22 protein-coding genes are annotated in these 23,445 nt (G+C 40.1%); 2 read left to right on the top strand and 20 right to left on the bottom strand.

Going from position 1 to position 23,445, the window contains the following annotated elements; genetic code table 11:
* Positions 1-49: 49 nt before the first annotated feature.
* From ACSV5T_RS05700 to glmS, 5 genes are all read right to left on the bottom strand, one after another.
* Positions 50-706 carry an amino acid ABC transporter permease gene (locus tag ACSV5T_RS05700; RefSeq protein WP_005387763.1) on the bottom strand — a complete coding sequence of 219 codons (657 nt, stop codon included), beginning with the start codon at positions 704-706 and terminating at the stop codon, positions 50-52.
* A gap of 123 nt (positions 707-829) precedes the next feature.
* Complete coding sequence (locus ACSV5T_RS05695) at positions 830-1,642, bottom strand: amino acid ABC transporter substrate-binding protein (RefSeq protein ID WP_438320494.1); 813 nt, start codon at positions 1,640-1,642, stop codon at positions 830-832.
* Between the two features lie 198 nt (positions 1,643-1,840).
* On the bottom strand, positions 1,841-2,317 hold the full coding sequence (locus ACSV5T_RS05690; protein ID WP_105085219.1) for a hypothetical protein: 477 nt from the start codon (positions 2,315-2,317) through the stop codon (positions 1,841-1,843).
* 36 nt (positions 2,318-2,353) lie between these two features.
* Complete coding sequence (trpS, locus tag ACSV5T_RS05685; RefSeq protein ID WP_438320493.1) at positions 2,354-3,340, bottom strand: tryptophan--tRNA ligase; 987 nt, start codon at positions 3,338-3,340, stop codon at positions 2,354-2,356.
* A 58-nt stretch (positions 3,341-3,398) separates the two neighbouring features.
* Positions 3,399-5,231, bottom strand: a complete 1,833-nt coding sequence (gene glmS / locus ACSV5T_RS05680) for a glutamine--fructose-6-phosphate transaminase (isomerizing) (RefSeq protein ID WP_295868186.1) — start codon at positions 5,229-5,231, stop codon at positions 3,399-3,401.
* Between the two features lie 541 nt (positions 5,232-5,772).
* Between glmS and ACSV5T_RS05675 the strand changes: the two genes are divergently transcribed.
* Positions 5,773-7,155 carry a hypothetical protein gene (locus tag ACSV5T_RS05675; RefSeq protein WP_438320492.1) on the top strand — a complete coding sequence of 461 codons (1,383 nt, stop codon included), beginning with the start codon at positions 5,773-5,775 and terminating at the stop codon, positions 7,153-7,155.
* A 411-nt stretch (positions 7,156-7,566) separates the two neighbouring features.
* On the opposite strand, the gene glmM is transcribed toward ACSV5T_RS05675, so the two are convergent.
* The 12 genes from glmM to ACSV5T_RS05615 all read right to left on the bottom strand — a co-directional run bounded on the left by glmM (position 7,567) and on the right by ACSV5T_RS05615 (position 19,764).
* The gene (gene glmM / locus ACSV5T_RS05670) at positions 7,567-8,919 is read right to left on the bottom strand and encodes a phosphoglucosamine mutase (RefSeq protein ID WP_438320491.1); all 1,353 of its coding nucleotides are present in this window, start codon (positions 8,917-8,919) and stop codon (positions 7,567-7,569) included.
* A gap of 169 nt (positions 8,920-9,088) precedes the next feature.
* On the bottom strand, positions 9,089-10,687 hold the full coding sequence (locus ACSV5T_RS05665; RefSeq protein ID WP_438320490.1) for an NAD(P)/FAD-dependent oxidoreductase: 1,599 nt from the start codon (positions 10,685-10,687) through the stop codon (positions 9,089-9,091).
* Between the two features lie 273 nt (positions 10,688-10,960).
* Entirely contained in the window at positions 10,961-11,881 is a 921-nt protein-coding gene (locus tag ACSV5T_RS05660; RefSeq protein WP_438320489.1) for a CdaR family protein, read from the bottom strand.
* Positions 11,878-12,690, bottom strand: coding sequence for a diadenylate cyclase CdaA (cdaA, locus tag ACSV5T_RS05655; RefSeq protein ID WP_105085212.1), 813 nt, complete (start codon positions 12,688-12,690; stop codon positions 11,878-11,880). The genes ACSV5T_RS05660 and cdaA overlap by 4 nt, the downstream gene beginning before the upstream one ends.
* 188 nt (positions 12,691-12,878) lie before the next feature.
* The gene (locus ACSV5T_RS05650) at positions 12,879-13,193 is read right to left on the bottom strand and encodes an XdhC family protein (protein ID WP_438320488.1); all 315 of its coding nucleotides are present in this window, start codon (positions 13,191-13,193) and stop codon (positions 12,879-12,881) included.
* The gene (locus ACSV5T_RS05645) at positions 13,183-13,911 is read right to left on the bottom strand and encodes an XdhC family protein (protein ID WP_308511411.1); all 729 of its coding nucleotides are present in this window, start codon (positions 13,909-13,911) and stop codon (positions 13,183-13,185) included. The genes ACSV5T_RS05650 and ACSV5T_RS05645 overlap by 11 nt, the downstream gene beginning before the upstream one ends.
* Positions 13,895-14,707 carry a selenium-dependent molybdenum cofactor biosynthesis protein YqeB gene (gene yqeB, locus ACSV5T_RS05640; protein ID WP_438320487.1) on the bottom strand — a complete coding sequence of 271 codons (813 nt, stop codon included), beginning with the start codon at positions 14,705-14,707 and terminating at the stop codon, positions 13,895-13,897. Before yqeB ends, ACSV5T_RS05645 begins: the two co-directional genes overlap by 17 nt.
* Positions 14,704-15,426, bottom strand: coding sequence for a nucleotidyltransferase family protein (locus ACSV5T_RS05635; RefSeq protein ID WP_438320486.1), 723 nt, complete (start codon positions 15,424-15,426; stop codon positions 14,704-14,706). Before ACSV5T_RS05635 ends, yqeB begins: the two co-directional genes overlap by 4 nt.
* Before the next feature lie 6 nt (positions 15,427-15,432).
* On the bottom strand, positions 15,433-16,191 hold the full coding sequence (yqeC, locus tag ACSV5T_RS05630) for a selenium cofactor biosynthesis protein YqeC (protein WP_105094665.1): 759 nt from the start codon (positions 16,189-16,191) through the stop codon (positions 15,433-15,435).
* Positions 16,192-16,232: 41 nt separating this feature from the next.
* Complete coding sequence (locus tag ACSV5T_RS05625) at positions 16,233-18,527, bottom strand: xanthine dehydrogenase family protein molybdopterin-binding subunit (RefSeq protein WP_285365215.1); 2,295 nt, start codon at positions 18,525-18,527, stop codon at positions 16,233-16,235.
* Positions 18,527-18,982 (bottom strand): (2Fe-2S)-binding protein, encoded by a 456-nt coding sequence (locus tag ACSV5T_RS05620; RefSeq protein WP_024065760.1) that lies wholly within the window; start codon positions 18,980-18,982, stop codon positions 18,527-18,529. Before ACSV5T_RS05620 ends, ACSV5T_RS05625 begins: the two co-directional genes overlap by 1 nt.
* A complete protein-coding gene (locus tag ACSV5T_RS05615; RefSeq protein ID WP_438320485.1) occupies positions 18,982-19,764 on the bottom strand; it encodes an FAD binding domain-containing protein in 783 nt (260 codons plus the stop codon). The genes ACSV5T_RS05620 and ACSV5T_RS05615 overlap by 1 nt, the downstream gene beginning before the upstream one ends.
* Positions 19,765-19,918: 154 nt before the next feature.
* Between ACSV5T_RS05615 and ACSV5T_RS05610 the strand changes: the two genes are divergently transcribed.
* A complete protein-coding gene (locus tag ACSV5T_RS05610) occupies positions 19,919-20,794 on the top strand; it encodes an epoxyqueuosine reductase (protein WP_438320518.1) in 876 nt (291 codons plus the stop codon).
* Positions 20,795-20,904: 110 nt separating this feature from the next.
* Here the strand turns inward: ACSV5T_RS05610 and yfbR are convergent, their stop codons facing one another.
* From yfbR to ACSV5T_RS05595, 3 genes are read right to left on the bottom strand one after another with little or no spacing between them, the layout of a single operon-like run.
* A complete protein-coding gene (gene yfbR, locus ACSV5T_RS05605) occupies positions 20,905-21,495 on the bottom strand; it encodes a 5'-deoxynucleotidase (RefSeq protein ID WP_213467631.1) in 591 nt (196 codons plus the stop codon).
* 26 nt (positions 21,496-21,521) lie between these two features.
* The gene (locus ACSV5T_RS05600; protein WP_295793768.1) at positions 21,522-22,379 is read right to left on the bottom strand and encodes a D-alanyl-D-alanine carboxypeptidase family protein; all 858 of its coding nucleotides are present in this window, start codon (positions 22,377-22,379) and stop codon (positions 21,522-21,524) included.
* A gap of 24 nt (positions 22,380-22,403) precedes the next feature.
* Positions 22,404-23,333, bottom strand: coding sequence for a mechanosensitive ion channel family protein (locus ACSV5T_RS05595; RefSeq protein WP_438320484.1), 930 nt, complete (start codon positions 23,331-23,333; stop codon positions 22,404-22,406).
* Between the last annotated feature and the right edge of the window lie 112 nt (positions 23,334-23,445).

Raw genomic sequence — 23,445 nt, 5'->3', positions numbered from 1 at the left:
CCTTAAAAACAACTAAGTCCATATCTACGACACACTACTACAGAATAGATTAATCTTCATATACAGCAAATCGTCTTTCTAAGTAGTTGAAGATATTTGTCAAAATAAAGGTAAAGATCAAGTAGAACAAAGCTGCCACTAAGAAGGCAGAGATATCAAAGTCACGTTGTACGATAGATTTTGTAATACGCAAGATATCATTCATAGCCAATACGTATACAAGAGACGTATCTTTCAACAAGTTAATTGTTTCGTTCGCAAGCGGAGGCAATACGCGTTTAAACATTTGTGGCAAGATGATTTTACGCATTGTTTGAGCATAAGTAAAACCAAGAACCTTTGCCCCTTCGTACTGACCACGAGAAATGGATTGAATACCACCACGGAAAATTTCACATAAATACGCTGCGTAGTTCAACACGAATGTAAGTACTGCAGCTGTAGCATCATCCATTTGGACTGCTCCATCTGTAATGATAGGCAATGCATAATATACGAATAAAATTTGTAACATTAATGGTGTGCCGCGCATCAAATATACGAAGGCTTCAACAATTTTATCGAGCACTGTAAATTTTGATAGACGTACCAAAGCAAGTAAGATACCGCCAGGGATGGATAAAATCCATACAATACAGAATAGCGATACGGTTACCTTTAAACCATCAGCGATGGTTGGGATAATCTGCAATAAATAATCTAACATGGAATACTCCTTCAAAACACGACTAGAGAAGAGGCTTCTGGCCTCTTCTCTAGTGTACATTTCGTTCTTTAATTATCTGTTGTACAAACTGACCATAGTACTATTAGTATATCACGAATTGTACTATTTAGCATCGCTCTTATCTAGGTCTGCGCTAGAGCCCAACCATTTTTCAACGATTTTATCAGCAGTACCATCTTTTTTCATTTCAGCTAAGATACCATTGATTTTATCACGTAATGCAGTGTCATCTTTACGGAAGCCAACAGCAAAGTTATCAACACCGTAATCAGTACCTTCTACGATTTTGTATTTACCAGGTTCTTTTGTCATAAGGTAACGAGCGATAACACCATCTGCGATAACTGCATCAACACGTCCAATACCAAGATCCATGAAAGCACTTACGAAATCAGCATAAGATTTAATTTCTTTCACAGTTTTACCGCTTGGATCGTTTTGCAATGCAGATTCACCAGTACTTGCTTGTTGAACACCTACTACTTTGCCTGCAAGATCTGCTTTAGATTTAATGGATTCATCTTCATTACGAACAACGATGTATTGTTTATCCTTCATATATGTGTTGGAGAACAAGATATTCTTCTCACGTTCAGGAGAAACTGTTAAGCCATTCCATAAAGCGTCGATTTTTTTAGATTTCAACTCAGCTTCTTTACTAGACCAGTCGATAGCTTTGAATTCCACATCCATGCCAGCGCGTTTAGCTGCTTCTTTAGCCATATCGATATCAAGACCTACGATTTCGCCTTTATCATCTTTAAAGCCCATTGGAGGGAAGCTATCATCTAAGCCGATAACGATTTTCTTAGGTAATTCTGTATTAGCAGTTTTAGTATCACTACCACAACCCGTTACAAATACCATCATAGATACTGCTGCAAGGCCAACGGCCATCATTTTTTTCCAATTCATAACTATCCTCCACGGTGTATTACACCTTTAACTACTTGCTAATATATGCTGTACAGAACTCATGTCTGTACCCGATGATTGTATTATACTTTAGTTCGTTAAAGTTGTAAATAGATAATTTGATGAATTTTAGAATTTTTAGCTCTCTCATGATTCATACAGGATTATAGTACTAAATCCTTTGTATATACACATACATTATGTATCTGAATGCTTGTGAATCGCTTCAATCATGGCCATTTTGTCTTTATACCCTACCTGTGCGAGATCTAATGGTATTACATAAATCCCACCATGACCATTCATAGCCTGCAACTCACGCCAACCTTCAGTAAATCCAATTATATGCTCATAATCGACAAAGACAAAATATTCATCGCCATGAAAAAGGCTGTGAAAGTATTCTTTCACAGAAAAAGGCCTTCGCTTTAACACGAGGCCCTTTTCACAGATAAATGCTTGACTTTCACCTAATCTATGAAGGGTCCACAATATGACGAGCAACAACAGATAATACCATATACGCTCAGCCCAATCGGAGGGCATATATTTTACAATTAAGGCGCAAACCAACAGACCGATGATACGACCGGCCCACTGAATTCCACGATGTATTTCTAAGCTCTGTTGTACGGTACCTGATGAAAAGCGTTCCATCGCCTCTTGTTTCGTCATGGCTTACCTCACAAATTGAAAGTCTACTATATGATTTTATTTACGACACAAGCCCATAGCTTGCTCTACTTTACGATACATTTGACTTGCTTTAGCATGAGCCTTAGCAGCACCTTCATCGAGAATAACATCGAGTTCAGGGCTTACAATCAACTCATTGTAACGTTGTTGGATTGGCTCAAGAGTTGCCACCAATAGGTCTGCAATATCGGATTTGAAAACGCCATAACCTTTACCGGCATACATTTCTTCGATAGCTTCATAGCTGTCTTTTGTGATAGCACGGTAAATGCCCATCAAGTTAGAAATGCCCGGTTTGTTTTCTTTATCGTAACGCACTGCATTATCAGAGTCAGTTTGAGCGCGTTTCAATTTTTTCACGATCAAATCTGGTGCATCCAAAAGGCGAATGGTAGCATTTTGATTATCATCAGATTTACTCATTTTCTTAGTTGGCTCTTGTAAGCTCATAACGCGAGCACCACCTTCGCCTACCTTGATATCAGGTACTACGAAAGTTTCACCGAATCTACGGTTAAAACGCTCTGCCAAATTACGAGTCAACTCAAGATGTTGTTTTTGGTCTTCACCTACAGGAACATAGTTTGTACCATATAACAAGATATCTGCCGCCATCAATGGTGGGTACGTAAGCAATGCTGTAGGAATGGAGTCACCTTGCTTTTGAGACTTGTCTTTATACTGCGTCATACGCTCTAATTCGCCAACATAGCTGATAGATTGCATAACCCAACCGAGTTTAACGTGCTCAGGTACTTCGGATTGTACGAACAATGTTACCTTTTTAGGATCCAGGCCAACCGCTAGGTACAACGCAGCCAAATTACGAGTATTTTGGAATAACTCTTTTGGATCTTGCGGTACAGTGATTGCATGTTGGTTAACGATGCAATAATAACATTCGTCAGTATCTTGATAGTCTAAGAAATTACGTAAAGCCCCCAAATAGTTACCAAGTGTTAACTCACCACTAGGTTGGATGCCGGAAAATATAACTGCCATAATAGTCTCCCTATATTGAAATAAACCAACAGTGCCGAAGCACTGTTGGTTATATATATTATTCTACGGTTACAGATTTAGCCAAGTTACGTGGTTTATCTACATCTGCGCCGCGTGTAATCGCTGCATAATATGCTAATAATTGCAATGGTACAACTGCAAGGATTGGAGCGATGAATTTATTTGCACGAGGAACATAGATTGTATGGTCTACGTGTTTAGATAATTCTTCGTCACCTTTCATGCCGATACCGATTACAACCGCTTCACGAGCTTTTACTTCGCGGATGTTGCTGATCATCTTATCATACACATCTTCTTGTGTAGCCAATGCGATAACAGGTACGCCTTCTTCAATAAGAGCCAATGTACCATGTTTCAACTCGCCACCAGCATATGCTTCAGCATGGATGTAAGAAATTTCTTTCAATTTCAAAGCACCTTCCATCGCTACTGCGTAGTCGATAGCACGGCCTAAGAAGAACGCATCAGATTTGAAGCCATAATGTTTTGCAAAGGCTTTCATATCTTCGTCTACTTCAAAGATTTCATGAATCAATGTAGGCAAGTTTTTAACGCCGCTTAGGATTTCTTCGCCTAACGCTGGATTCATTTTGCCATTTAATTGACCAAGGTATACAGCGAACAACAAGCCAGCTACTAATTGAGTCGTGTACGCTTTTGTGGACGCTACAGAGATTTCAGGGCCTGCCCATGTGTAAACAGTATTGTCTGCTTCACGGGAGATACTGGAACCTACTACGTTAGTAATCGCCAAGGATTTAGCACCATGGCGTTTTGCCTCTTTTAACGCAGCCAATGTATCAGATGTTTCACCAGATTGGCTGATAACGATACATAATGTTTTGTCATCAGTCAATGGATTGCTGTAACGGTACTCGGATGCGATTTCCACACTTACAGGAATGCGCGCCAAGTTTTCAATATATTGTTTTGTTACAAGACCTGCATGGTATGCTGTACCACATGCAACGATAAGGATTTTATTAAAAGCTGCTACATCTTCAGCAGTCCAATTCAATTCATCAAAGATAGCTGTTTTACCATCTTCAGAGATATGTGTACCGAAAGTATCGCGTACAGCTTTAGGTTGATCATGAATTTCTTTCAACATGAAGTGTTCATAACCGCCTTTTTCTGCTGCTTCCGCATTCCAGTTAACATGGAATACTTCTTTATCAACAGGGTTGCCTTCACGGTCAAATACAGATACATTATCACGAGTTACGATAGCTAATTCACCATCGCTCAAAATGTATGTATCGCGTGTGTAGTTAATAATGGCTGGAATATCAGATGCTACAAAGTTTTCGCCTTTGCCAAGACCGATAACCAATGGATTTTCTTTTTTAGTACAAATGATTTTATCTGGCTCATCAGCACAGATGATTTCAAGAGCATACGCACCATCAACACGAGAGAGCATGCGACGTACTGTGCCTACGAAATCGCCATCATACATATCTTCTAATAAATGAGCTACTACTTCTGTATCAGTTTCAGATTTGAAATGGTACCCTTTTTTAATGAGCTCTTCTTTTAAAGGCATGTAATTTTCAATAATACCGTTGTGTACAACAGCAAATTTACCATCTTCAGATGCATGAGGATGGGCGTTCATATCAGATGGGCGACCATGAGTAGCCCAACGAGTATGACCAATACCTATAGTCCCTTCATTAGGATCTGCTTTTACAATCGCCTCAAGATTAGCAAGGCGGCCAACCTTCTTTTGAATTTTAATCACATTTTCAGGGCCGATAACAGCAATACCTGCAGAGTCATAACCACGGTATTCTAATTTCGCCATACCGTCCAACAAGAAATCAGATGCTTGATTAAAGCCAATGTATCCTACGATACCGCACATAAGTATATCCTCCTATAACTGGGGGTATTTCTAGCCCCAGCCAACAACTAAGGCTAACAAATTACTATTCTAACTTAACGTTCTAAGTTAATATTCAAATTATGTATCAAATAGTATTTGAATACAATTCATTCAGATACACTTTGTCCCCATCGTTACCGATGAGCTTTTTAATATCTGTTACGACATGAATATGCCGGAAGAGCATCCGCTGATGATTCGATTACTCTTCACCTCGTCTACCCTAACGACTGCCTTCGCGGGTACTTGCGCTATTCGCCTTTACGAATTAGGGAACTCCTTTCTATAAGATACGGCAGATCTTAACAGTATACATCATATACCAATCTATATTATACGTGATAAGTAATGGTGAAAGCAAGATATCCTCATCGACATATCTAAACATCACAGTTAATATTTGTTTATAAATCCCATGTATCATTCATACTATTTTCACAGATAATTACTATACTTCTTACAATCTTAATTTTACACAATTCGATTTTATCGCGCAATAAATATTTGGAGGTTATTATATATGACACATTCACGTAACTATAAAACTTTAAGACGTTTCATCGTTCCCGCTTTAGCGGGTGGCGCCCTCGCAGCACTCGCATTCGCCCCTACCTTTGGTGCAGAACCAATACAAGCTAATGTTCTAACACAAAGCATATCTGCCCCTAAGGCTGATGTGCCTAACGCTAATACACCTAAAAACGATGTACCTAGACCAGATGATGTAAAGACAGGAGAAATTAATGAACCAACGCCTCATAAGGAAGCTAATCCTAGTACTTTCACAGGCACATCTGTTATTAGTGAAAATAAAACATTAGAACACCAACGATTCGACAATACTACAAGCGATCAAAATGCTTTCATCGGAAAAAACAAAGCCACTATCACCATCGATAGCAGCGTATTTAATAAACAGGGTAACACCACAAATGATGACAACAGTAATTTCCGCGGACAAAATGCAGTAGTGCTCGGCATCGAAGGCAGTCAAACGAGCATTAAAAATAGTAATATTACATCTAATAGTATTGGCTCTAATGCGGTATTTGCCACTGGCGAAGGCTCTGTTATTAATATAGAAAATACAAATATTCACACTAAGGGCGACTCCTCTCGCGGCTTAGATGCGACCTACAAAGGCACTGTAAATGGTAAAAATTTAACCATCACCACTGAAGGGGCTCACTCTGCTACGCTTGCTACAGACCGTGGCGAAGGCACCATTAATGCAGAAGCAGCCAAGCTAACAACCTATGGTGCGGGTAGCCCTGTTATCTACTCCACCGGCAATATTACAGCAAACAGTATCAACGGCGTAGCTAACAAGAGTGAAATAGGCGTCGTAGAAGGTAAAAACTCCATTACCCTTACGAACTCTAATGTTACAGGCTACCACGATAATGGCTTCATGCTATACCAAAGTTTCTCCGGTGATGCTGAAAGCGGTATTGCTCGTTTAAAAGCAGAAAATAACACACTTACAACTCATGGTACAGGCGCTTTCATCTATGTAAACAACACTACAGCCGAAGTAGACCTTACAGGCAACGCAATTGTAATGCCAAATACTACCACACTCGTGAAAGCCGCAGCAGACTCCCGCTGGGGTAAAGATGGTGAAAACGGTGGTCACCTCACACTTCGCGCATCCAACCAAGAACTTAACGGTAACATCGTAGCCGACTCCATCAGCACTGTCGCACTAGACATGACTAATGGATCCAGCCTCGTAGGCGCTGTAAACACAGACAACACAGCTAAAGAAATTACAATGAAACTCAGCAAAGACTCTACCTGGACACTCACAGGCGACAGCTATGTAAAATCCTTAACAAACGAAGACACAACAAACAGTAACATTCACTTAAATGGATACAAACTCGTTGTGGCTGATAAATAATAACAAAAGCACTACTCTGAATGATTACAATTCAAAGTAGTGCTTTTTCAGTTCATTTCTCGCTATATCGCTATAATAACATAAATTACATCCTATATATGTACCTATAGTAACAGCAACACAGTTCTTAACTATATATAAGATGAATTGCATCATCTCGTCTATCCTCCCCCTCATATGCGAAATAACTCTTAATGAGTAGAAATGGTATAATGCAGAAATATTTGCGCCATAGTGACGGTTCCATTCGGTAACCATCCTAGATAAATATAAAATAAATACCCTCCTATATATGTTCCTGCAGCGACTTTACGTAGGACGGAGCAAAGGGACATATATAGGAGGGGATACTTTTAATATCAAATTGTAGAATGGAACCAAACGGAGTAGTATCAAACTACTCATTAAGAGTTAGTCCGCCAACCCTTGTTCTCTACCGATAATATCGGCAATTTCTTGACATAGTGCTTGTAGTTCTTCTTGGTTAGGACCTTCAGCCATTACGCGAATAAGTGGTTCCGTACCAGATGCACGAACGAGAACGCGGCCTTCATCACCAAGTTCACCTTCTGCTGTCACAATAGCTGCTTTGATAATATCATTGTCTTCCCAACCTGTTTTTGTAGCAACGCGAACGTTGATAAGAACTTGAGGATACTTAGTCATAATGCTAGCCAACTCAGAAAGTGGTTGATTTTTTTCTTTCATAAGAGCCGCCACTTGAACAGCTGTTAACATGCCATCACCAGTTGTATTGTGATCTAAGAAGATTACGTGACCAGATTGCTCACCACCAACGGAGAGGTCATGTTCACGCATGTATTCCAATACATAACGGTCACCAACAGCAGTAGAAACTGTTTTCATTCCTAGTTCTTCTGCCGCTTTATGGAACCCAATATTACTCATAACAGTACCAACTACAGTATCATCTTTGAGTTTGCCTTCTTCTTTCAATTTAAGAGCACACAATAGCATGATTTGGTCACCATCAAGAACTTGACCTTTTTCGTCTACCAATAAGCAACGGTCCGCATCACCATCGTTAGCAATACCAAGGTCTGCATTATGTTGTTGTACAGCCACTTGTAAGCCTTCGATATGTGTAGAACCACAGTGATCATTGATATTCAAGCCATCTGGATTTACATTGATGTTGATTACTTTAGCGCCAAGACCAGATAAAATTTCAGGACCTACGCTAGATGCAGCACCGTTCGCACCATCATATACGATAGTCAAACCTTCAAGGGATGTATCAATTGTATGGCGAACAAAGTGAGCGTAGAAATGAGCTAAATTGCTATTGTACTCAATGGTACCAATGCCATCACCTGTTGGACGTGGCAATTCATTATCTGCACTTTGACGAACATATTGTTCTAATTGATCTTCTACTTCATCTGGCAATTTATAGCCGTTGCCATCAAAGAATTTAATACCATTATCTGGATATGGATTGTGAGATGCAGAAATAACAGCACCTGCATCAAAGCCTTGTTGACGTACAAGGTAAGCTACTGCTGGAGTTGGGATAACACCGGCAATTACAACATTACCACCAACAGAGCAAATACCGGACGCTAACGCACTTTCAAGCATGGAGCCAGAAATACGCGTATCACGACCAATCAAGAATGTAGGATGGTCTTTTTCTTTACCAAAATATGTAGCCGCTGCACGGCCTAAATGATAGGCTAATTCAGGTGTTAAAAATTCATTAACAACACCACGTACACCATCTGTACCAAATAAACGAGCCATAATTATCCTCCTCTAGGGATTGTGAAAATCACAAGTCCTCATATATTTACTGTTGTGTATTATATCACAATATATACACCACACATATATATAGTATACAGATATACTATTTTACAGTACCAAAATGAACCTATACTGTAGTTTACTTTACCATACATTCTACTACTAACTAGTTAGGTTTTGCATATTTTGCCATGCATATAATGGCAGTTTCTGCCCCATCAAGGGCTGCACTCATAATACCTCCAGCATAGCCTGCACCTTCCCCCATAGGATAAAATCCACCTACAGTTGGAGAAATACGTTCTTCATTACGCCCCATACGAAGCGGCGCAGAGGTGCGTGTTTCAACACCAGTCATACATACCGAAGGATCATCAAATCCATGAATACGTCGTCCCCAATACGGCAATGCCCGTTCTAGCACGGACGTTACGAATGGTGGCAAGCAATCATGTAAATCGCAATTTACTACACCTGGTTCATAGCTATATGTGCTATCTTGTACACCTGTTGCTTGTGAAAGTCCCAAAAACTGACCTACGGTCTGAGCTGGTGCATGAAAGTTAGAGCCACCTAATTCATAAGCTTTACGCTCCCATTCACGTTGGAATGCTACACCATCCAGAGGATGATTACCAAAGTCATCAGGCCCTACATTAACTACGATAGCACTATTCGCAACACCGCTATCACGAGCATATAAACTCATGCCATTAACAACAACGCCCCCATTTTCGGACGCTGATGCTACAACTTGACCACCTGGGCACATACAGAAGCTATACGCTGTACGGCCTGTTTCTTTATCGTGGTACACAAGAGAATATTCTGCGGCTCCAAGGCCCAAGCTAGACGGTTCTACACCATATTGGGACTCATCGATTACAGCTTGATCATGTTCGATACGAACACCGATAGCAAATGGTTTTGCTGTCATTTCTACATTTCGTTTATGCAGCATTTCATACGTATCACGTGCACTATGACCTACACCAGATAAGACAACTGTGGTATCAATGCGCTCGCTACCATTAACTTCAACACCTACGATGCGGTTATTTTCAATAAATAAATCGGTAATCTTAGCACCAAAGCGAACTTCACCACCCCATTTGATGATGCGTTCACGCATAGCTTTTACCATGGTACGCAACTTATCTGTACCTACATGAGGTTTATGTTTATACAAGATTTCTTCTGGAGCGCCGAACTCTACAAAATATTTGGAGATTTCATGCAATCTTGGATGTGTAACGCGGGTTGTCAGTTTACCATCAGAGAAGGTACCTGCACCACCCTCGCCAAATTGTACGTTAGATTCAGGCTTGAATACGCCCTCTTTCCAAAACGTTTCTACATCTTGGCTACGAGTATCAACGTCTTGACCTCGTTCAAAAACGATTGGACGGTACCCTTCACGAGCTAAATAAAAGGCAGCTAGCATCCCAGCCGGACCAAAGCCCATCACTACAGGGCGATGTGCTAAAGGCACATTACCATAAACAATAGGTTCTGGATCCTCTGGAGTAAATACAGATACATCCTTTTGTTTACCTAGTTTTTTCATGATTTGAGCTTCCTTATGAACCTCAACAAACAAGGTATACACAAATACAATATTCGGTTTTTTACGAGCATCTACAGCGCGTCGTACAACGTGAATCGTTTCAATAGCGCCTCGCAATTGGGGATATTTCTTTTCTACAATATCCTTTATATCCGACTTGACCGTAACGGCCACGCGGAGATTTATTATTCTAATCATATCTTTCCTTATTTAAGCTATCCTTTTAGGTTAGCAAATTTCTTTCTTATTTGACCTAAATCCTTCAAATTTAACCTACTAGAAATTGGTCATACAATACTATTATACAATATTACGGTAAAAGCTAATACATAATAAACAGAGTATCCCCATAAAGCATTAAAATAGACCCTAATAGAGTTTAATCTTATCCTCTATTAGGGTCTTATTTTTAATTTAGGTTTTTAGTAATAACAATTTTGGAAATTACTATTACCTCTTTAATCTCATGAACTACGTAGTTTTCTTTTGTATATCTACCTTAACATGTACCGTTGTAACATTACTATTGACACCGCTTGGTAATACTAAGTTGTAATTACCTTGAATGCCCTTCGTTGCACCGGTAAGATCAATTGGTTCTGTTTGAATTTCTGAAACGGAGTCAATCATTTCTTCTCGACCAGTCACAGTCAATTGGGTCGGTGTAACGGATATAGACTTAACCTCATACCCATCAGCTATCGTTCCCACCGTTGGTACTGTAATAGGAACGGCTTTATCTTTACGCAATAAGTTTAGTTCATATTGCGCTTGACCTTGGCTCGGATTGATGTGTACATCTAATACATTACCAGATATATCCCAGGCTTCTAACGTACTAACAGCACTAAAGTTCTTGGTTTGACCAGCGATATTGACCTTCATAACAACCTTATTTACGGCGTTAACAAGCTGTTTACGTCCAGATACAGTTACCTCTTTCGGTACAATGGTTACTGACTTGAGAGCGACATCGTCGGAGAACTTACCAATTGGTACAATCTCAACCGGTATTTTCCGCTCTGCATATTCGTCTACATTAATTGTTATAGTTTCAGGCTTAACCTCAACAAGGCTCATCCCCGCTGGCGGTGTAAATCCAATGGTTACATTATTTTGACCTGGTTTCACACCAGATGCATCAATATATGCACGAAGATTATCTGCCTTTATAGACATAATCATATCTCGAGGGCCCGAAAGGACAATGCGTGCTACATCAGGTGCATCTTCTATAATATAATGTGAATCAAGATTTTGGACTTGAACAGGTACTGTATAGGTTACCTCCATCACAGGGTTCTGATCTCGCATGATAAAGAACCACATGACGATAGCCGCTAGCAATGATAACAACTTAGCTGGCCAATTGCGTTTCAAATGTATCATCATTTTTTTGCCCCCCATTTCCACATACCAGTAATGGTTTGACGAGGGCGTTCCATAAATGTACGCAACGCTTCTTTAATTTGATCTTCCGGTAAATGGCGATAAATATGACCGCCATAGGCGTAGGAAATTGTCCCCGTTTCCTCACTGACTACAACAACGACAGCATCAGTTTGTTCAGACAAACCGATGGCTGCACGGTGACGCGTACCAAGTTCAGTACTCAATGTACGGTCCTCAGTTAGTGGCAACAAACACCCCGCTGCACGAATACGGCCATCTCGGATGATCAGTGCCCCATCATGAAGTGGTGTACTAGGAACGAAAATATTTTTAATTAGTTCACGGCTCAACACAGCATCAATTAAAATGCCTGTATCAACGAAGTCATTGAGGCCCACTTCACGTTCAAAAACGATAAGTGCCCCCGTATGCTCACGAGACATAACGCGAGCCGCCGCCATCACTTCATTGATAGCCATATCCATTTCCTCTTCGTTGACATTCTGCGCCTTACTGAAAATTCGACCACGGCCCAATTGTTCTAACGCACGACGCAATTCTGGTTGGAATACTACAGGTAATGCGAAAAGAAGAACGGTCATACTTTGTTGCAAAATCCAATTGATAACATATAGATTCAGCAAATGACTCAATAAATTTAGAATTGCTAGCATAACGAGACCCTTTAAAAGAGCAACGGCCCGTGTATCTTTAAGCAATTTATATAAGTAATAAATACCTACGGCAACGATTAAGATATCAGCAATATCAAGAAGCCTAAAGGTATGTATAAGTGCGTCAATATGCATAAAATAGCTCCTTATACAAAATAATAAGGTACAGCCAAACCTTTGACTGTACCTTATATTTTAACTCATTTTGAAAGTACTGTAAATTTAGAAACATCTCCTCCATGAGATTTTTGTCATATTAACCTATATTAATTTATAAATACAGATATCATATATATGCATTTCAATGAAATTTGCTTGAAACCTTAGATATTTTGTGTTTCAATCCACACATCCATTTGACCGCCGCAAACCATACCTTCTTTTACAGCTACATCGTCATCTAAAAGAACTTCGATACGACGATGTGCTTCTTTTTTATTCAATGAATCAACAGCGCTTAGACGAATTTCATTTTCAGCACGACCACCACCGATAGTGCCAAAGATGGAGCCATCAGGGAATACAACCATAGAAGTACCTGCTTTACGTGGTGTAGATCCACGAGTATACAAAATAGTAGCAACAGCTAATGTTTCGTTTTTACGTTCACTAAGATATTCAATAAACTCACGATTCATGGCTCACTCTACCTTTCCGCAATGAGCCGCCTTTTTTACCACGCACCACTGCCAAATATTCACTAACAATAGATAATGCAATCTCCTCAGGAGTTTGTGCACCTAAGTCTAAACCAATTGGTGCATATACCATATCTAATTCTTCTTGCGTCCAACCTTGTTCACGCAATACTTCAAATGCATAATGAATGCGCTTTTGACTGCCCATAACACCCATATAGGTTGGCAAATAATCGCGCAATTGTTCTAAGCATACATTATCATACTCATGAGCACGCGTTACAATGATAAAACCATTATACTCATCAAGAGGTAAATCGTTCTTGAAGTTTTCTAACGGCAAGCATTTACGTGTAACACGTTCATCAAAGAATTCAGGGACTACATATTCTGGTCGGTCATCTACAACAGTGACACGACATCCAATGAATAATAATAAATCTGTAATCGCTCGGCTCACATGACCAGCGCCCAATACGAGAACGGACGGATCATTTTCTACCGGTTGTACGAAACATTCTATTTCGCCTACCATACATAGAGAATTAAGTTTTGCCTTGTCTACTGTAAAGCCTTCAATAGCTGTACCATATAGCACGCTACCATCTTCAGCATACACAGTCTTATCCCCTTGACGAGGGCCAGATAAAACAGTAACCATCAAGGTAGTTTCAGTAACCTGTAGACGGTCTTTCATTACATCATAGATTGTTTCCATCTAGATTCCTTTCATAATCCCATGCAGTAACAGCCTCTAATACGCCGCCACCAACAGCTAGGGATTTATCTGAAATACTATAACAATGAGACTCTTCACAACGAGCATCAACATCGGCCAATTTAAAATGGTCCGATACGATGAGTCCACTCTTTAGAATGCCTCTAAGAATACCTGTAATTTTTGCCCGCACTGGCTCTTCATCTACATAACCAATGACCTCATTGGCCTGTACAGAATCACCAATATGACGCTTTGCCGTAAATAGACCAGCCTTTGGAGAATGAATGACACGTTCGTGAGTATAGCCACCCACATTACCAGGAATGCCGGTATTCGGTTGAGCAGAACCATCATAGATGCAACGACCTAAGTAGTGACCGCGCATGGTTTCAATAACAACATCCACATCATGCCCTGCGGTAAATCCAGGCCCCACACCAATGACGAGATCTGCATCATCACGTTTGGTACCAAGATTCTTCTTACTTAAAATACCATCTACAACAATAGCTGGCTTCAATGTATCTAGTAACTCTTCATATGAACTAGTCACAACAGGAATAATACCTTGTGCCAAAGTATCTTTCACTTCACTAAGGGCTACATGACGGGCTACAAAGCGTTCCAAAATCATTTCTCCACGATGAACGGCATTGCCGTAACATACTTCGCGGCGAATCATGGTAGGAATGGCAATTTCGCTAATAACCACGGGATAGCCCGCCCGTTTCAATCTATATACAGCGCCAGAAGCGATATCTCCGCCTCCGCGCATGAGCACTAATGGTTTCATAATGCCTCACTTTCACGATGTTTCAAACGCTCAAAATCATCGGGTGTGTCGATATCGTCACCAATATCGTCACGAATCCATAATTTGATAACATGGTCTTTACCACTACCGCGAATGATAGTTTTACCACCTTGATCCCCTTGAATATGTTGCAATGATTCAAACCAATGTGAACCAAATAAAACAGGATTTCCCGACTGATAATTCGCCCCATAATGCGGGACGACGATAGTTTTCGAATGAAAGTTATCACTAAATGCACTAATAACCTGATGTACAACATTCCCAGTCAATAGTGGTTGATCCCCTACAGAACAAAGAATGCCGTCTAGCGGTATCGGTGAATTTTCTACCAAGTGACGTACTCCTATCGCTATGGACAGGCCTTGTCCACGATTAGGATGTTCATTCTGAACCACTTCAAACCCATAGCTCGTAACTATAGGTTCTAATCTTTCATGATCATCACCAGTAACCGCTACAAAAGGTAGTTTACAGGATTCAGTAGGTCCTACCGAATCATTCCATCCACAATGAAGAGCCCCACAAACCGCATCTAAAACAGTTTTACCACGCCAAGGCAAAAGCTGCTTATTACATCCCATGCGCTTGGATTGACCTCCTACGAGGAGGACAATGCCAATATGCAAAGGACGACGGTCTATGGGGTCTTTCATGGGACTGAAAGCGGTATTAGATTTTGCTTTCACATAAGTCATGAGTACCTACCGACATTGAATAATGCGACGGATTTCACAACTTGCTTTGTATCCATCAGCTAAGATGATAGCGGAAATGTCGCTATCTACAATATGATCAATAAAATCATCAATGATACGATGTTGCACCGTTTCATAACCAGTACAGAACAGAATTTTTTTACCTTTACTGTATTGGAATAAACCTTGTTTATGGAGCACAAGATCAGCCAACATACGTGGCGTTACAATGGCACCCATATCGCGCTTCACAATATCTTGAACGAGCTCGATATTATGTACGTGCTCATCATCAAGCGGCGCGCCTAACATTTGTAAATTCACAAGACCAATCGTAGTCTTTGTGAGAGATGGGATGACTGGCTCAGTCGACTTAGGAGCCTTAAGCCATTTTTCCTTTGCCCCATCTGCTTCCACTACAATTTGCCAGTTCGGATGCAACTTTGCCAAACCATCAATAAAATCACAATCTAAGGAGTCCACTTTTGTTCCTGTAATACCAGAGAACCACGCACCACAATATCCACGCAAAATACGATCAGTACAATATTCATCAGCTTCATTAATATTTCGAGTATAAATCGGTTCATAATGAGCTACTTGAGATTCATAGAGTCGAGTCGTAGTCGTAACTACGATGGGCTGACCTTTCAGCCTTCCATATTCTACTAATTTTGAAAGCACAGTCGTTTTACCGCCTGCCCCAACAAGGGCCACGATTCCCGGCTGAATCAATCGATTCCAATAGGATGTTTGTGATGTCATAAAACCAGGCCTCCTTAGAAAGGAAAAGTAAATAGAAATCTCTATACTTTATATTTCTCGTCCATAGCCATAAATACCTTCTCAGGTGTCATAGGTAATGTACGAACGTCCGCACCAACTGCATTTTTAATAGCATGTTGAATAGCTGGACTAGCCGTATTAATAACAACTTCACCAATAGATTTGGCACCAAATCCGCCTGTTGGTTCATAAGACTCTACAAAGTCTACATGTAACTCACCGATATCTTGACGGGTTGGAATTTTATAAGTCATAAGATTATTAGTCTCTAAGCGACCATTATTAGAATAGCGTACATCTTCATATAACGCCATGCCGATAGCTTGTACTACGCCGCCTTCAACTTGAACGCGAGCCAATTTAGGATTGATAACAGTACCGCAATCGATGCAGGAGTATGTATGAAGCGGAATAACCTTGCCAGTTTGTTTGTCTACTTTTACCTCTGCAATAGTTGCCATGAATGGAGGTGGGGACGTATGACTGCCCCATGTAGCGAAACCAGACAATTGTTCTGCATTAACGCCTACCAATAATTTTGGAGCTAATTGATGGATATCCATAGTTTGAGAACCATCTTTTGTGGTAGCTACAACGCCATCAAAGTCGATGTTTTCTACATCTGTATCGAAGAATTGAGCGAACTTAGCAATAATCTTAGTGCGTAATTCTTCAGCAGCCATTTTCGCCGCCGTACCAGTTACGTATGTTGTACTAGATGCATAGGAACCTGGATCAAATGGTACGATGTCTGTATCGGATTCAACAACAGTCATGTATTCCATAGGACAGCCAATGATTTCACAAGCCATTTGAGTCAATACAGTATTAGCACCCATGCCCATATCGGAAGAGCCCGTATACAATGTGTAGTTACCATCATCGCCAAGACGAATTTCTACAGATGCTACGTCAATGTTAGCAACACCAGAACCTTGTAATGCTAATGCCATGCCAAGGCCACCGCGATAACGTTCGTCAATATCCCAAGAGTGAGGACGCTCATCCCAACGAGCCATTTCTTTTACGCGGTTTACTGTATCTTGGAATAGACCAGAGTCAAGATATTCATCCGGAGCGTATACCAAGCTTTGTTCACCTTGAGCAATCAAGTTCTTTTGACGCAATTCAGCAGGGTCAACGCCCATTTTATCCGCCAAATTATTAACAGCACACTCTAATGGCCATAACGCTTCTGTAGCACCATACCCACGGAATGCACCGCCTGGTGTATGGTTCATGTATACGCCTTCTGTACCGTAGTGGACAGCTGTCGCTTTATTGTATAAAGGAATGGACTTATGCTCACCAGCTGTAGTAGTAGTGAAACAGTGAGTTGCATGAGCACCTGCATCAGTAATGGAGTCCATATCAATTACTTTGATAATTCCATCTTTTGTAGCACCTACACGGATTTTCCATTCACGAGCATGACGTGTAGTGGAGCAAGTCTGTGCTTCCGTGCGATCGTATAAGAGATAGCAAGGTTTCTTCAATGTCCACGCCACAAAAGCTGTCATAATTTCTGTGCAAGCCGTTTGTTTAGAACCGAATCCACCGCCGATACGAGGTTTGATTACGCGAACCTTTGTAGCCGGAATTCCTAATGCACGCGCAATATGACGGCGTACATGGAATACAATTTGTGTAGAAGATACGATAACTACGCGGCCCAATGCATCAATGTAACCATAACTTTGGAATGGTTCCATCGCTGTTTGGCGTGTAGCCTGGTCAAAGTAAGTACCATCTACTACATAATCACATTTTGCAAGTTCAGCTTCAATATCGCCTACTCGTTTATGATAAGATACGCAAATATTGCGTTTATAATCTTGACCTACAGGGATATTATTATGAATATCATCTTCAGGGTGGACTACAGTTTCATGGTCGATAGCCGTATGCATATCGAGCACAGGTTTTTGTACTTCGTATTCAACCTTGATAAGAGGCATCGCTTTAAGTGCTGTAGCTTCATCTTTTGCAACAACAAGAGCCACTTCATCGCCTACATAGCGAACTACAGGGTCTAAAATAAGCGCATCATAAGCAGATGGCTCTGGATAGGTTTGACCAGCCAATGTAAAACGAGTATTAGGCACATCTTCATGTGTAAAGATCGCTTCTACGCCAGGAATCAATTTAGCTTTAGATGTATCGATTGATTTAATGCGCGCCTGTGCATGAGGACTACGAAGAACCTTAATAACGAGCGCATCTTTTGGAACAAAATCGCCAGTATAAGACGGTTTACCCGTCAAAATACCTTTAGAGTCAACCTTGTCATAAGATTTACCAATGTGCTTATTCATTATTTTAGGCCTCCTTCTAAGAATTTACGAACCCCTCGAAGTTGTGATTCATAGCCAGTACAACGGCACAAGTTACCGATGAGGTATTCACGAATCTCATCATCACTAGCCTTTGGATTTTTACGTTTCAAGTTGATAGCACTCATCATCATGCCAGTTGTACAGAAGCCGCATTGGTCAGCGCCTTCGCTAGCAATACAAGCCGCTAATAATTCAGCCTCTTCTTGCAAGCCTTCTAATGTAGTGATTTTATGACCTGGCGCACGGAATGTAGGATATGCACAAGACAAGATAATTTCGTCATCTACCCATACAGTGCAAAGGCCACAGTTTGTTGTGTCACAGCCACAACGTACGCTATAGTAACCGAGATTACGCAATGTATCCAACAACATTTCATCAGTTGGCACATTAACAGTTACATTTTTATTATTAATATTAAGTACGAGTTCCATTATTGTGCCACCTCCTTAGCCAAGCGTTGAACCATAGCTTTTACCATTTCCATACGATATTCTTTGGACGCATGAGAGTTAGATTGGTAAACTAACTCTTCAGATGCTAATTGACCGGCTTCTTTTGCTGCAGACAATCCTTTTTCTGAAAGCAGAGCACTTGCTTTTTCTGCTAATTGAGGCACGCCTGGTCTTGTACCGATGTACACTTCAACGCCTTTGTCATCACGGCGAAGAGCACCTGTCAACACGGGGAAGTCACCACGAGAGATGCGAAGAGCCTCTACAGCTACAGGTACCTCTACTTTAGGGATACGAATTTCCACGAGGATATCACGTTCTCTGTATTTCATATAGTCATGTATGGACATGCGACCGCCTTTAAAAGTAACGATGTCTGCATGTACTGCCATTAATGCAGGAATAATGTCGGAGAAGCCGAAGCGGCTTGCTACAGATCCACCCATAGTAGCAGTGTTCCGGAATTGAATGCCAAGAATTTCTTTAACACCTTTAACAACAGCACCACCACAGAATTGTTGTAATGGCTCAAAACGTTCCACATCGCCTTGCGTTGCCATAGCACCAATGACAAATTCGTTATCCTCTTCGCGAACATAACGCAAGTCAAGACTAGCCATATCAATCACTGCAGGCCATGTGCGCCGACCTAAACGCAACCAGCAGCCGCCAGCTAGCATTGGGGCAGTTTTGTTTTTTGTGGCTAATTCATAAGCCTCTTCCACCGTCTTCGGTTGTAATACTTTCATAAATGCTAACATAATCTGTCCTCTCAATGGTATACTAATACTAACAGAACTGGATGATAACCACAAAAATACAGATATCACCGAACTACAAACTTAGCAGGAATCTATAGAATTCCTCACGTTTCTTATACTTTTATTTTACCAATTATTCGCCACTAAATCTATGATGAAAGATATAAATTTACAGGAATTTTGCAAAGAATTACATATTTATGAATTTGGGATTGCCCCTTGGCCTCTACCTGAAAATGCAAAAACCATTTTGTACGAAACTAATCCCTGTCCATTTACAGCTGCAGATGTGGAGGAACGACTACTAGGAACAACTGAGTTCACACCTAAAAGTGCTATTGTCTGTCTCTTTCCATACTACGTAGAACATAATGGTCCATCCAATCTGTCCCGCTATACATGGGTCACAGATTATCACCTGGTCATTAATGAATATTTAGAAAAACTTATTGAAAAATTACAAAAAATAAATACTCCAGCTCAGTTTTCTATACATTGTGACACCTCTCCCTTGGCAGACCGTTACATGGCATACTTAGCGGGCCTTGGTTTCTACGGCAAAAACAATTGTTTTATCAGTCCTAAATGGGGATCCTATGTTATGATAGGAACAATTTTAACTACCTTAGAATTTGAGCCGAACACACCACTTGAACAATCTTGCATGGGTTGTAATCGTTGTATTACCGCTTGTCTAGGTCAATGCTTAGGGCACGAAGAATTCAAATATGATACTTGTAAAAGCTACTTAACCCAGAAAAAAGGAGAACTCACCGACCAAGAACAACATATTATCGCTAAAACCCCATTAGTATTTGGCTGCGATGTATGCCAAGAGGTGTGCCCTCATAATCAAGGTATTCCCACAACACCAATTCCCGAGTTCCAACAAATCGAACCACACATCGATATTAATGAACTAGAAATGCTTACAAACAAAGAGTTCAAAGCTAAATATGGGCACCGGGCATTCTCATGGCGTGGGAAGAAAATATTAATGAGAAACCAAAATATTATTGAAGAAAAATAGATATTATAATTTGTATTTGAGATGTAAAATGGCTGTGACGTCTATTAAGATGTTATGGCTATTTTTATAGAATAAAAAGAGACGACCGCTGGTCGTCTCTTTTTTAATCATTATTTGATTTCGTAGTAATTTAGCTCATCCAAGCTTTTACCAAGAGCAGGCATATAGGTTTCAAGGAACATATCTACTTCTGGCATGTTGAGTGCTTTCAGTTTAGCCAAAATGGAGTCATGTGCTTCTTTAAACTCATCATTCCCTGCCTTGAGTTCGTTTACACATTTCATATAGGCCGAAATTGTATCTGCCGCCTTAACGATAGGCCACTCAGGATTATCCTCTGCATCTACTATGAAAGGCTTATAAACAGCTTGTAATCGTTCTGGCAAGGTAGATAACATTTTCTCTTGTGCTAATGTTTCAACTTCACCGTACAGTTCACGAAGTTTTGGATCAAAATATTTAATCGGTGTTGGCATGTCGCCTGTAAAGATTTCACTCACCTCATGATACATGGCAATGACCGCTACCTTATTAATGTCCACATTACCACCAAAGTATTCATTTTTGAGAGCTGCTAAATTGTGAGCTACCATCGCTACTTCGAGGCTATGCTCTTGAATATTTTCAATTTCTGTATTACGCATGAGACTCCATCGATTGATAAAGCGCATCCGTTTTAAAAAGGCAAAGAATGAACTCATATATCCCCCATTACACAATAGTTCCCCTAAATAACTCCACGAAGTTTAAAGCCGTAATCAAGGAATTGTACTGCTTCATCCCAACGGTTATCATCGTTAAGCATGACCACAATCATAGTATGACCATTACGGGTAGCCGATGCAATCAAGCATTCTCCTGCAGCATTCGTAAAGCCAGTTTTTAAACCATTAGCACCGGGATATTTATTGCGAATGAAATGGTTTGTAGTGCGAATTGTTTCTGGCGTACGGTTTTGATAAGGCACCTTATAATAATCATTGGCTACTTTATCGCGGAACATTTGGTATTTCATACCATACGCTGCAATCATCGCCAAGTCACGAGCCGTAGAGTGATGGCCCATTTGTGTCAAACCATGAGGATTTAAAAATACACTATTTTTTGCCCCTGCTTTTGCAGCAACGCGATTCATGTCCTTTGCAAAGTTCTGTACAGAACCACTTACATTTTCTGCTACTACAACGGCCGCATCATTACCGCTGGCAACCATCATGCCTTCAAGAACGCCTTCCAAGGTAATTTGATCACCAACACGAACCCCCAGATTGGATTCCTCCATACTAGTGGCATAACTACTAATAGTCGCCAGTTCATCAAGTTGTGTACCTTTGAGTTCTAGAGCTGTTAACAAGGTAACCATTTTCGTAGTACTCGCAGGATGCATCCACTTATCAGGATTCTTTGCAAATAGGATTTCTTTTGTATCCGCATCAATGAGAACAACAGCCTCACCTATCGTAGATGGCGGCGCAATATACGCCGCATGAGAAACACTAGTACCGAAAATAATAGCGCCTATACAGGCTATCATCAAAATAAGTCGTTTCCAAACTATACAAACATTAGTTGTTAAAGATATCATATATCTCACTTTCTGTATCACATATTAACTTTCAGGGTTATCATCAATGGCAACATCCGTTCCACTTGCCTTTTTCTTAGTTCCCTTAATTTCACCAGTAGAGTTATCTACATTTTGAAGATATACAACACGTTGAGGATATGGAATGTCGATACCATATTTATCGAACGCATCTTTTACATCAGACATAATTCCATATTGCACATCTAAGAAGTCTTTCGACTTAACGCGTGCATAGGCAGCAATGCGTACAGAGTTATCGCCAAATTCAGAAATACCAATTTCCATATTTTTAGGATTGAGTACACGTTTATCAGCAGCAAAAATATTTTTTAAGATTTTAATTGCTTCATGATGATTATTGTTATAACCAATATCAAAGACGAACGGGATAACCCTTTCGTGGGTATAAGCAATATTAGTTATGGCTTGGGAGGTAAGGATAGAGTTTGGTATATACACATTTTTTTGATCTTTAGTAGTGATAATAGTATACATAAATTGAATAGACTTAACACTACCTACAGTATCTCCAACTTGAATAACATGACCTGCTCTAAAAGGCTTAAAGATAAGAATTAATAAGCCTGATGCCAAGTTAGATAAGTTGTTTTGTAAGGCCAAACCAATACCTAAACCAAATGCACCAAAGGCAGCTACAAAGGATGTAGTAGGAACACCAATTTGATTTAAGCAAATCAATATTAGACCTACTAGCAATGCATAATTGATAATCTGCGTAATAAAGCTCATCGCAGCAGAGTCATAAGAGGCCTTAGTCATAATACGGACAGCAAAGGTTTTCACCCATTTAATAGCATAACGACCTACCCAAAATATAATAAGAGCTAATAATATATTGCCTGCTTGAGAAAAGAACCAATCTCGAAATTGAACCAATACATTAGCATCTTTAAACAATATTTCTGATGCAGAATAAAGAATATTGCCCATATTAAACCTCCAATAATATAACTTTATAAATAATTGATCACATCTATTAATATAGTCATCATAAACATATATGCTATAATTTAATAAATATATTTTACACGATATAGTAAAG

This window comes from Veillonella sp. ZSJB6, assembly GCF_051549505.1.
Taxonomy (GTDB): Bacteria; Bacillota; Negativicutes; order Veillonellales; family Veillonellaceae; genus Veillonella.
This window is presented reverse-complemented; position numbering and strand designations above follow the sequence as displayed.

Excerpts from the sequence above, each read along its gene's own strand:
- ACSV5T_RS05700 (WP_005387763.1), bottom strand. The coding sequence starts at position 706 with ATGTTAGATTATTTATTGCAGATTATCCCAACCATCGCTGATGGTTTA.
- ACSV5T_RS05695 (WP_438320494.1), bottom strand. The coding sequence starts at position 1,642 with ATGAATTGGAAAAAAATGATGGCCGTTGGCCTTGCAGCAGTATCTATG.
- ACSV5T_RS05690 (WP_105085219.1), bottom strand. The coding sequence starts at position 2,317 with ATGACGAAACAAGAGGCGATGGAACGCTTTTCATCAGGTACCGTACAA.
- trpS (WP_438320493.1), bottom strand. The coding sequence starts at position 3,340 with ATGGCAGTTATATTTTCCGGCATCCAACCTAGTGGTGAGTTAACACTT.
- glmS (WP_295868186.1), bottom strand. The coding sequence starts at position 5,231 with ATGTGCGGTATCGTAGGATACATTGGCTTTAATCAAGCATCTGATTTC.
- ACSV5T_RS05675 (WP_438320492.1), top strand. The coding sequence starts at position 5,773 with ATGACACATTCACGTAACTATAAAACTTTAAGACGTTTCATCGTTCCC.
- glmM (WP_438320491.1), bottom strand. The coding sequence starts at position 8,919 with ATGGCTCGTTTATTTGGTACAGATGGTGTACGTGGTGTTGTTAATGAA.
- ACSV5T_RS05665 (WP_438320490.1), bottom strand. The coding sequence starts at position 10,687 with ATGATTAGAATAATAAATCTCCGCGTGGCCGTTACGGTCAAGTCGGAT.
- ACSV5T_RS05660 (WP_438320489.1), bottom strand. The coding sequence starts at position 11,881 with ATGATGATACATTTGAAACGCAATTGGCCAGCTAAGTTGTTATCATTG.
- cdaA (WP_105085212.1), bottom strand. The coding sequence starts at position 12,690 with ATGCATATTGACGCACTTATACATACCTTTAGGCTTCTTGATATTGCT.
- ACSV5T_RS05650 (WP_438320488.1), bottom strand. The coding sequence starts at position 13,193 with ATGAATCGTGAGTTTATTGAATATCTTAGTGAACGTAAAAACGAAACA.
- ACSV5T_RS05645 (WP_308511411.1), bottom strand. The coding sequence starts at position 13,911 with ATGGAAACAATCTATGATGTAATGAAAGACCGTCTACAGGTTACTGAA.
- yqeB (WP_438320487.1), bottom strand. The coding sequence starts at position 14,707 with ATGAAACCATTAGTGCTCATGCGCGGAGGCGGAGATATCGCTTCTGGC.
- ACSV5T_RS05635 (WP_438320486.1), bottom strand. The coding sequence starts at position 15,426 with ATGACTTATGTGAAAGCAAAATCTAATACCGCTTTCAGTCCCATGAAA.
- yqeC (WP_105094665.1), bottom strand. The coding sequence starts at position 16,191 with ATGACATCACAAACATCCTATTGGAATCGATTGATTCAGCCGGGAATC.
- ACSV5T_RS05625 (WP_285365215.1), bottom strand. The coding sequence starts at position 18,527 with ATGAATAAGCACATTGGTAAATCTTATGACAAGGTTGACTCTAAAGGT.
- ACSV5T_RS05620 (WP_024065760.1), bottom strand. The coding sequence starts at position 18,982 with ATGGAACTCGTACTTAATATTAATAATAAAAATGTAACTGTTAATGTG.
- ACSV5T_RS05615 (WP_438320485.1), bottom strand. The coding sequence starts at position 19,764 with ATGTTAGCATTTATGAAAGTATTACAACCGAAGACGGTGGAAGAGGCT.
- ACSV5T_RS05610 (WP_438320518.1), top strand. The coding sequence starts at position 19,919 with ATGAAAGATATAAATTTACAGGAATTTTGCAAAGAATTACATATTTAT.
- yfbR (WP_213467631.1), bottom strand. The coding sequence starts at position 21,495 with ATGAGTTCATTCTTTGCCTTTTTAAAACGGATGCGCTTTATCAATCGA.
- ACSV5T_RS05600 (WP_295793768.1), bottom strand. The coding sequence starts at position 22,379 with ATGATATCTTTAACAACTAATGTTTGTATAGTTTGGAAACGACTTATT.
- ACSV5T_RS05595 (WP_438320484.1), bottom strand. The coding sequence starts at position 23,333 with ATGGGCAATATTCTTTATTCTGCATCAGAAATATTGTTTAAAGATGCT.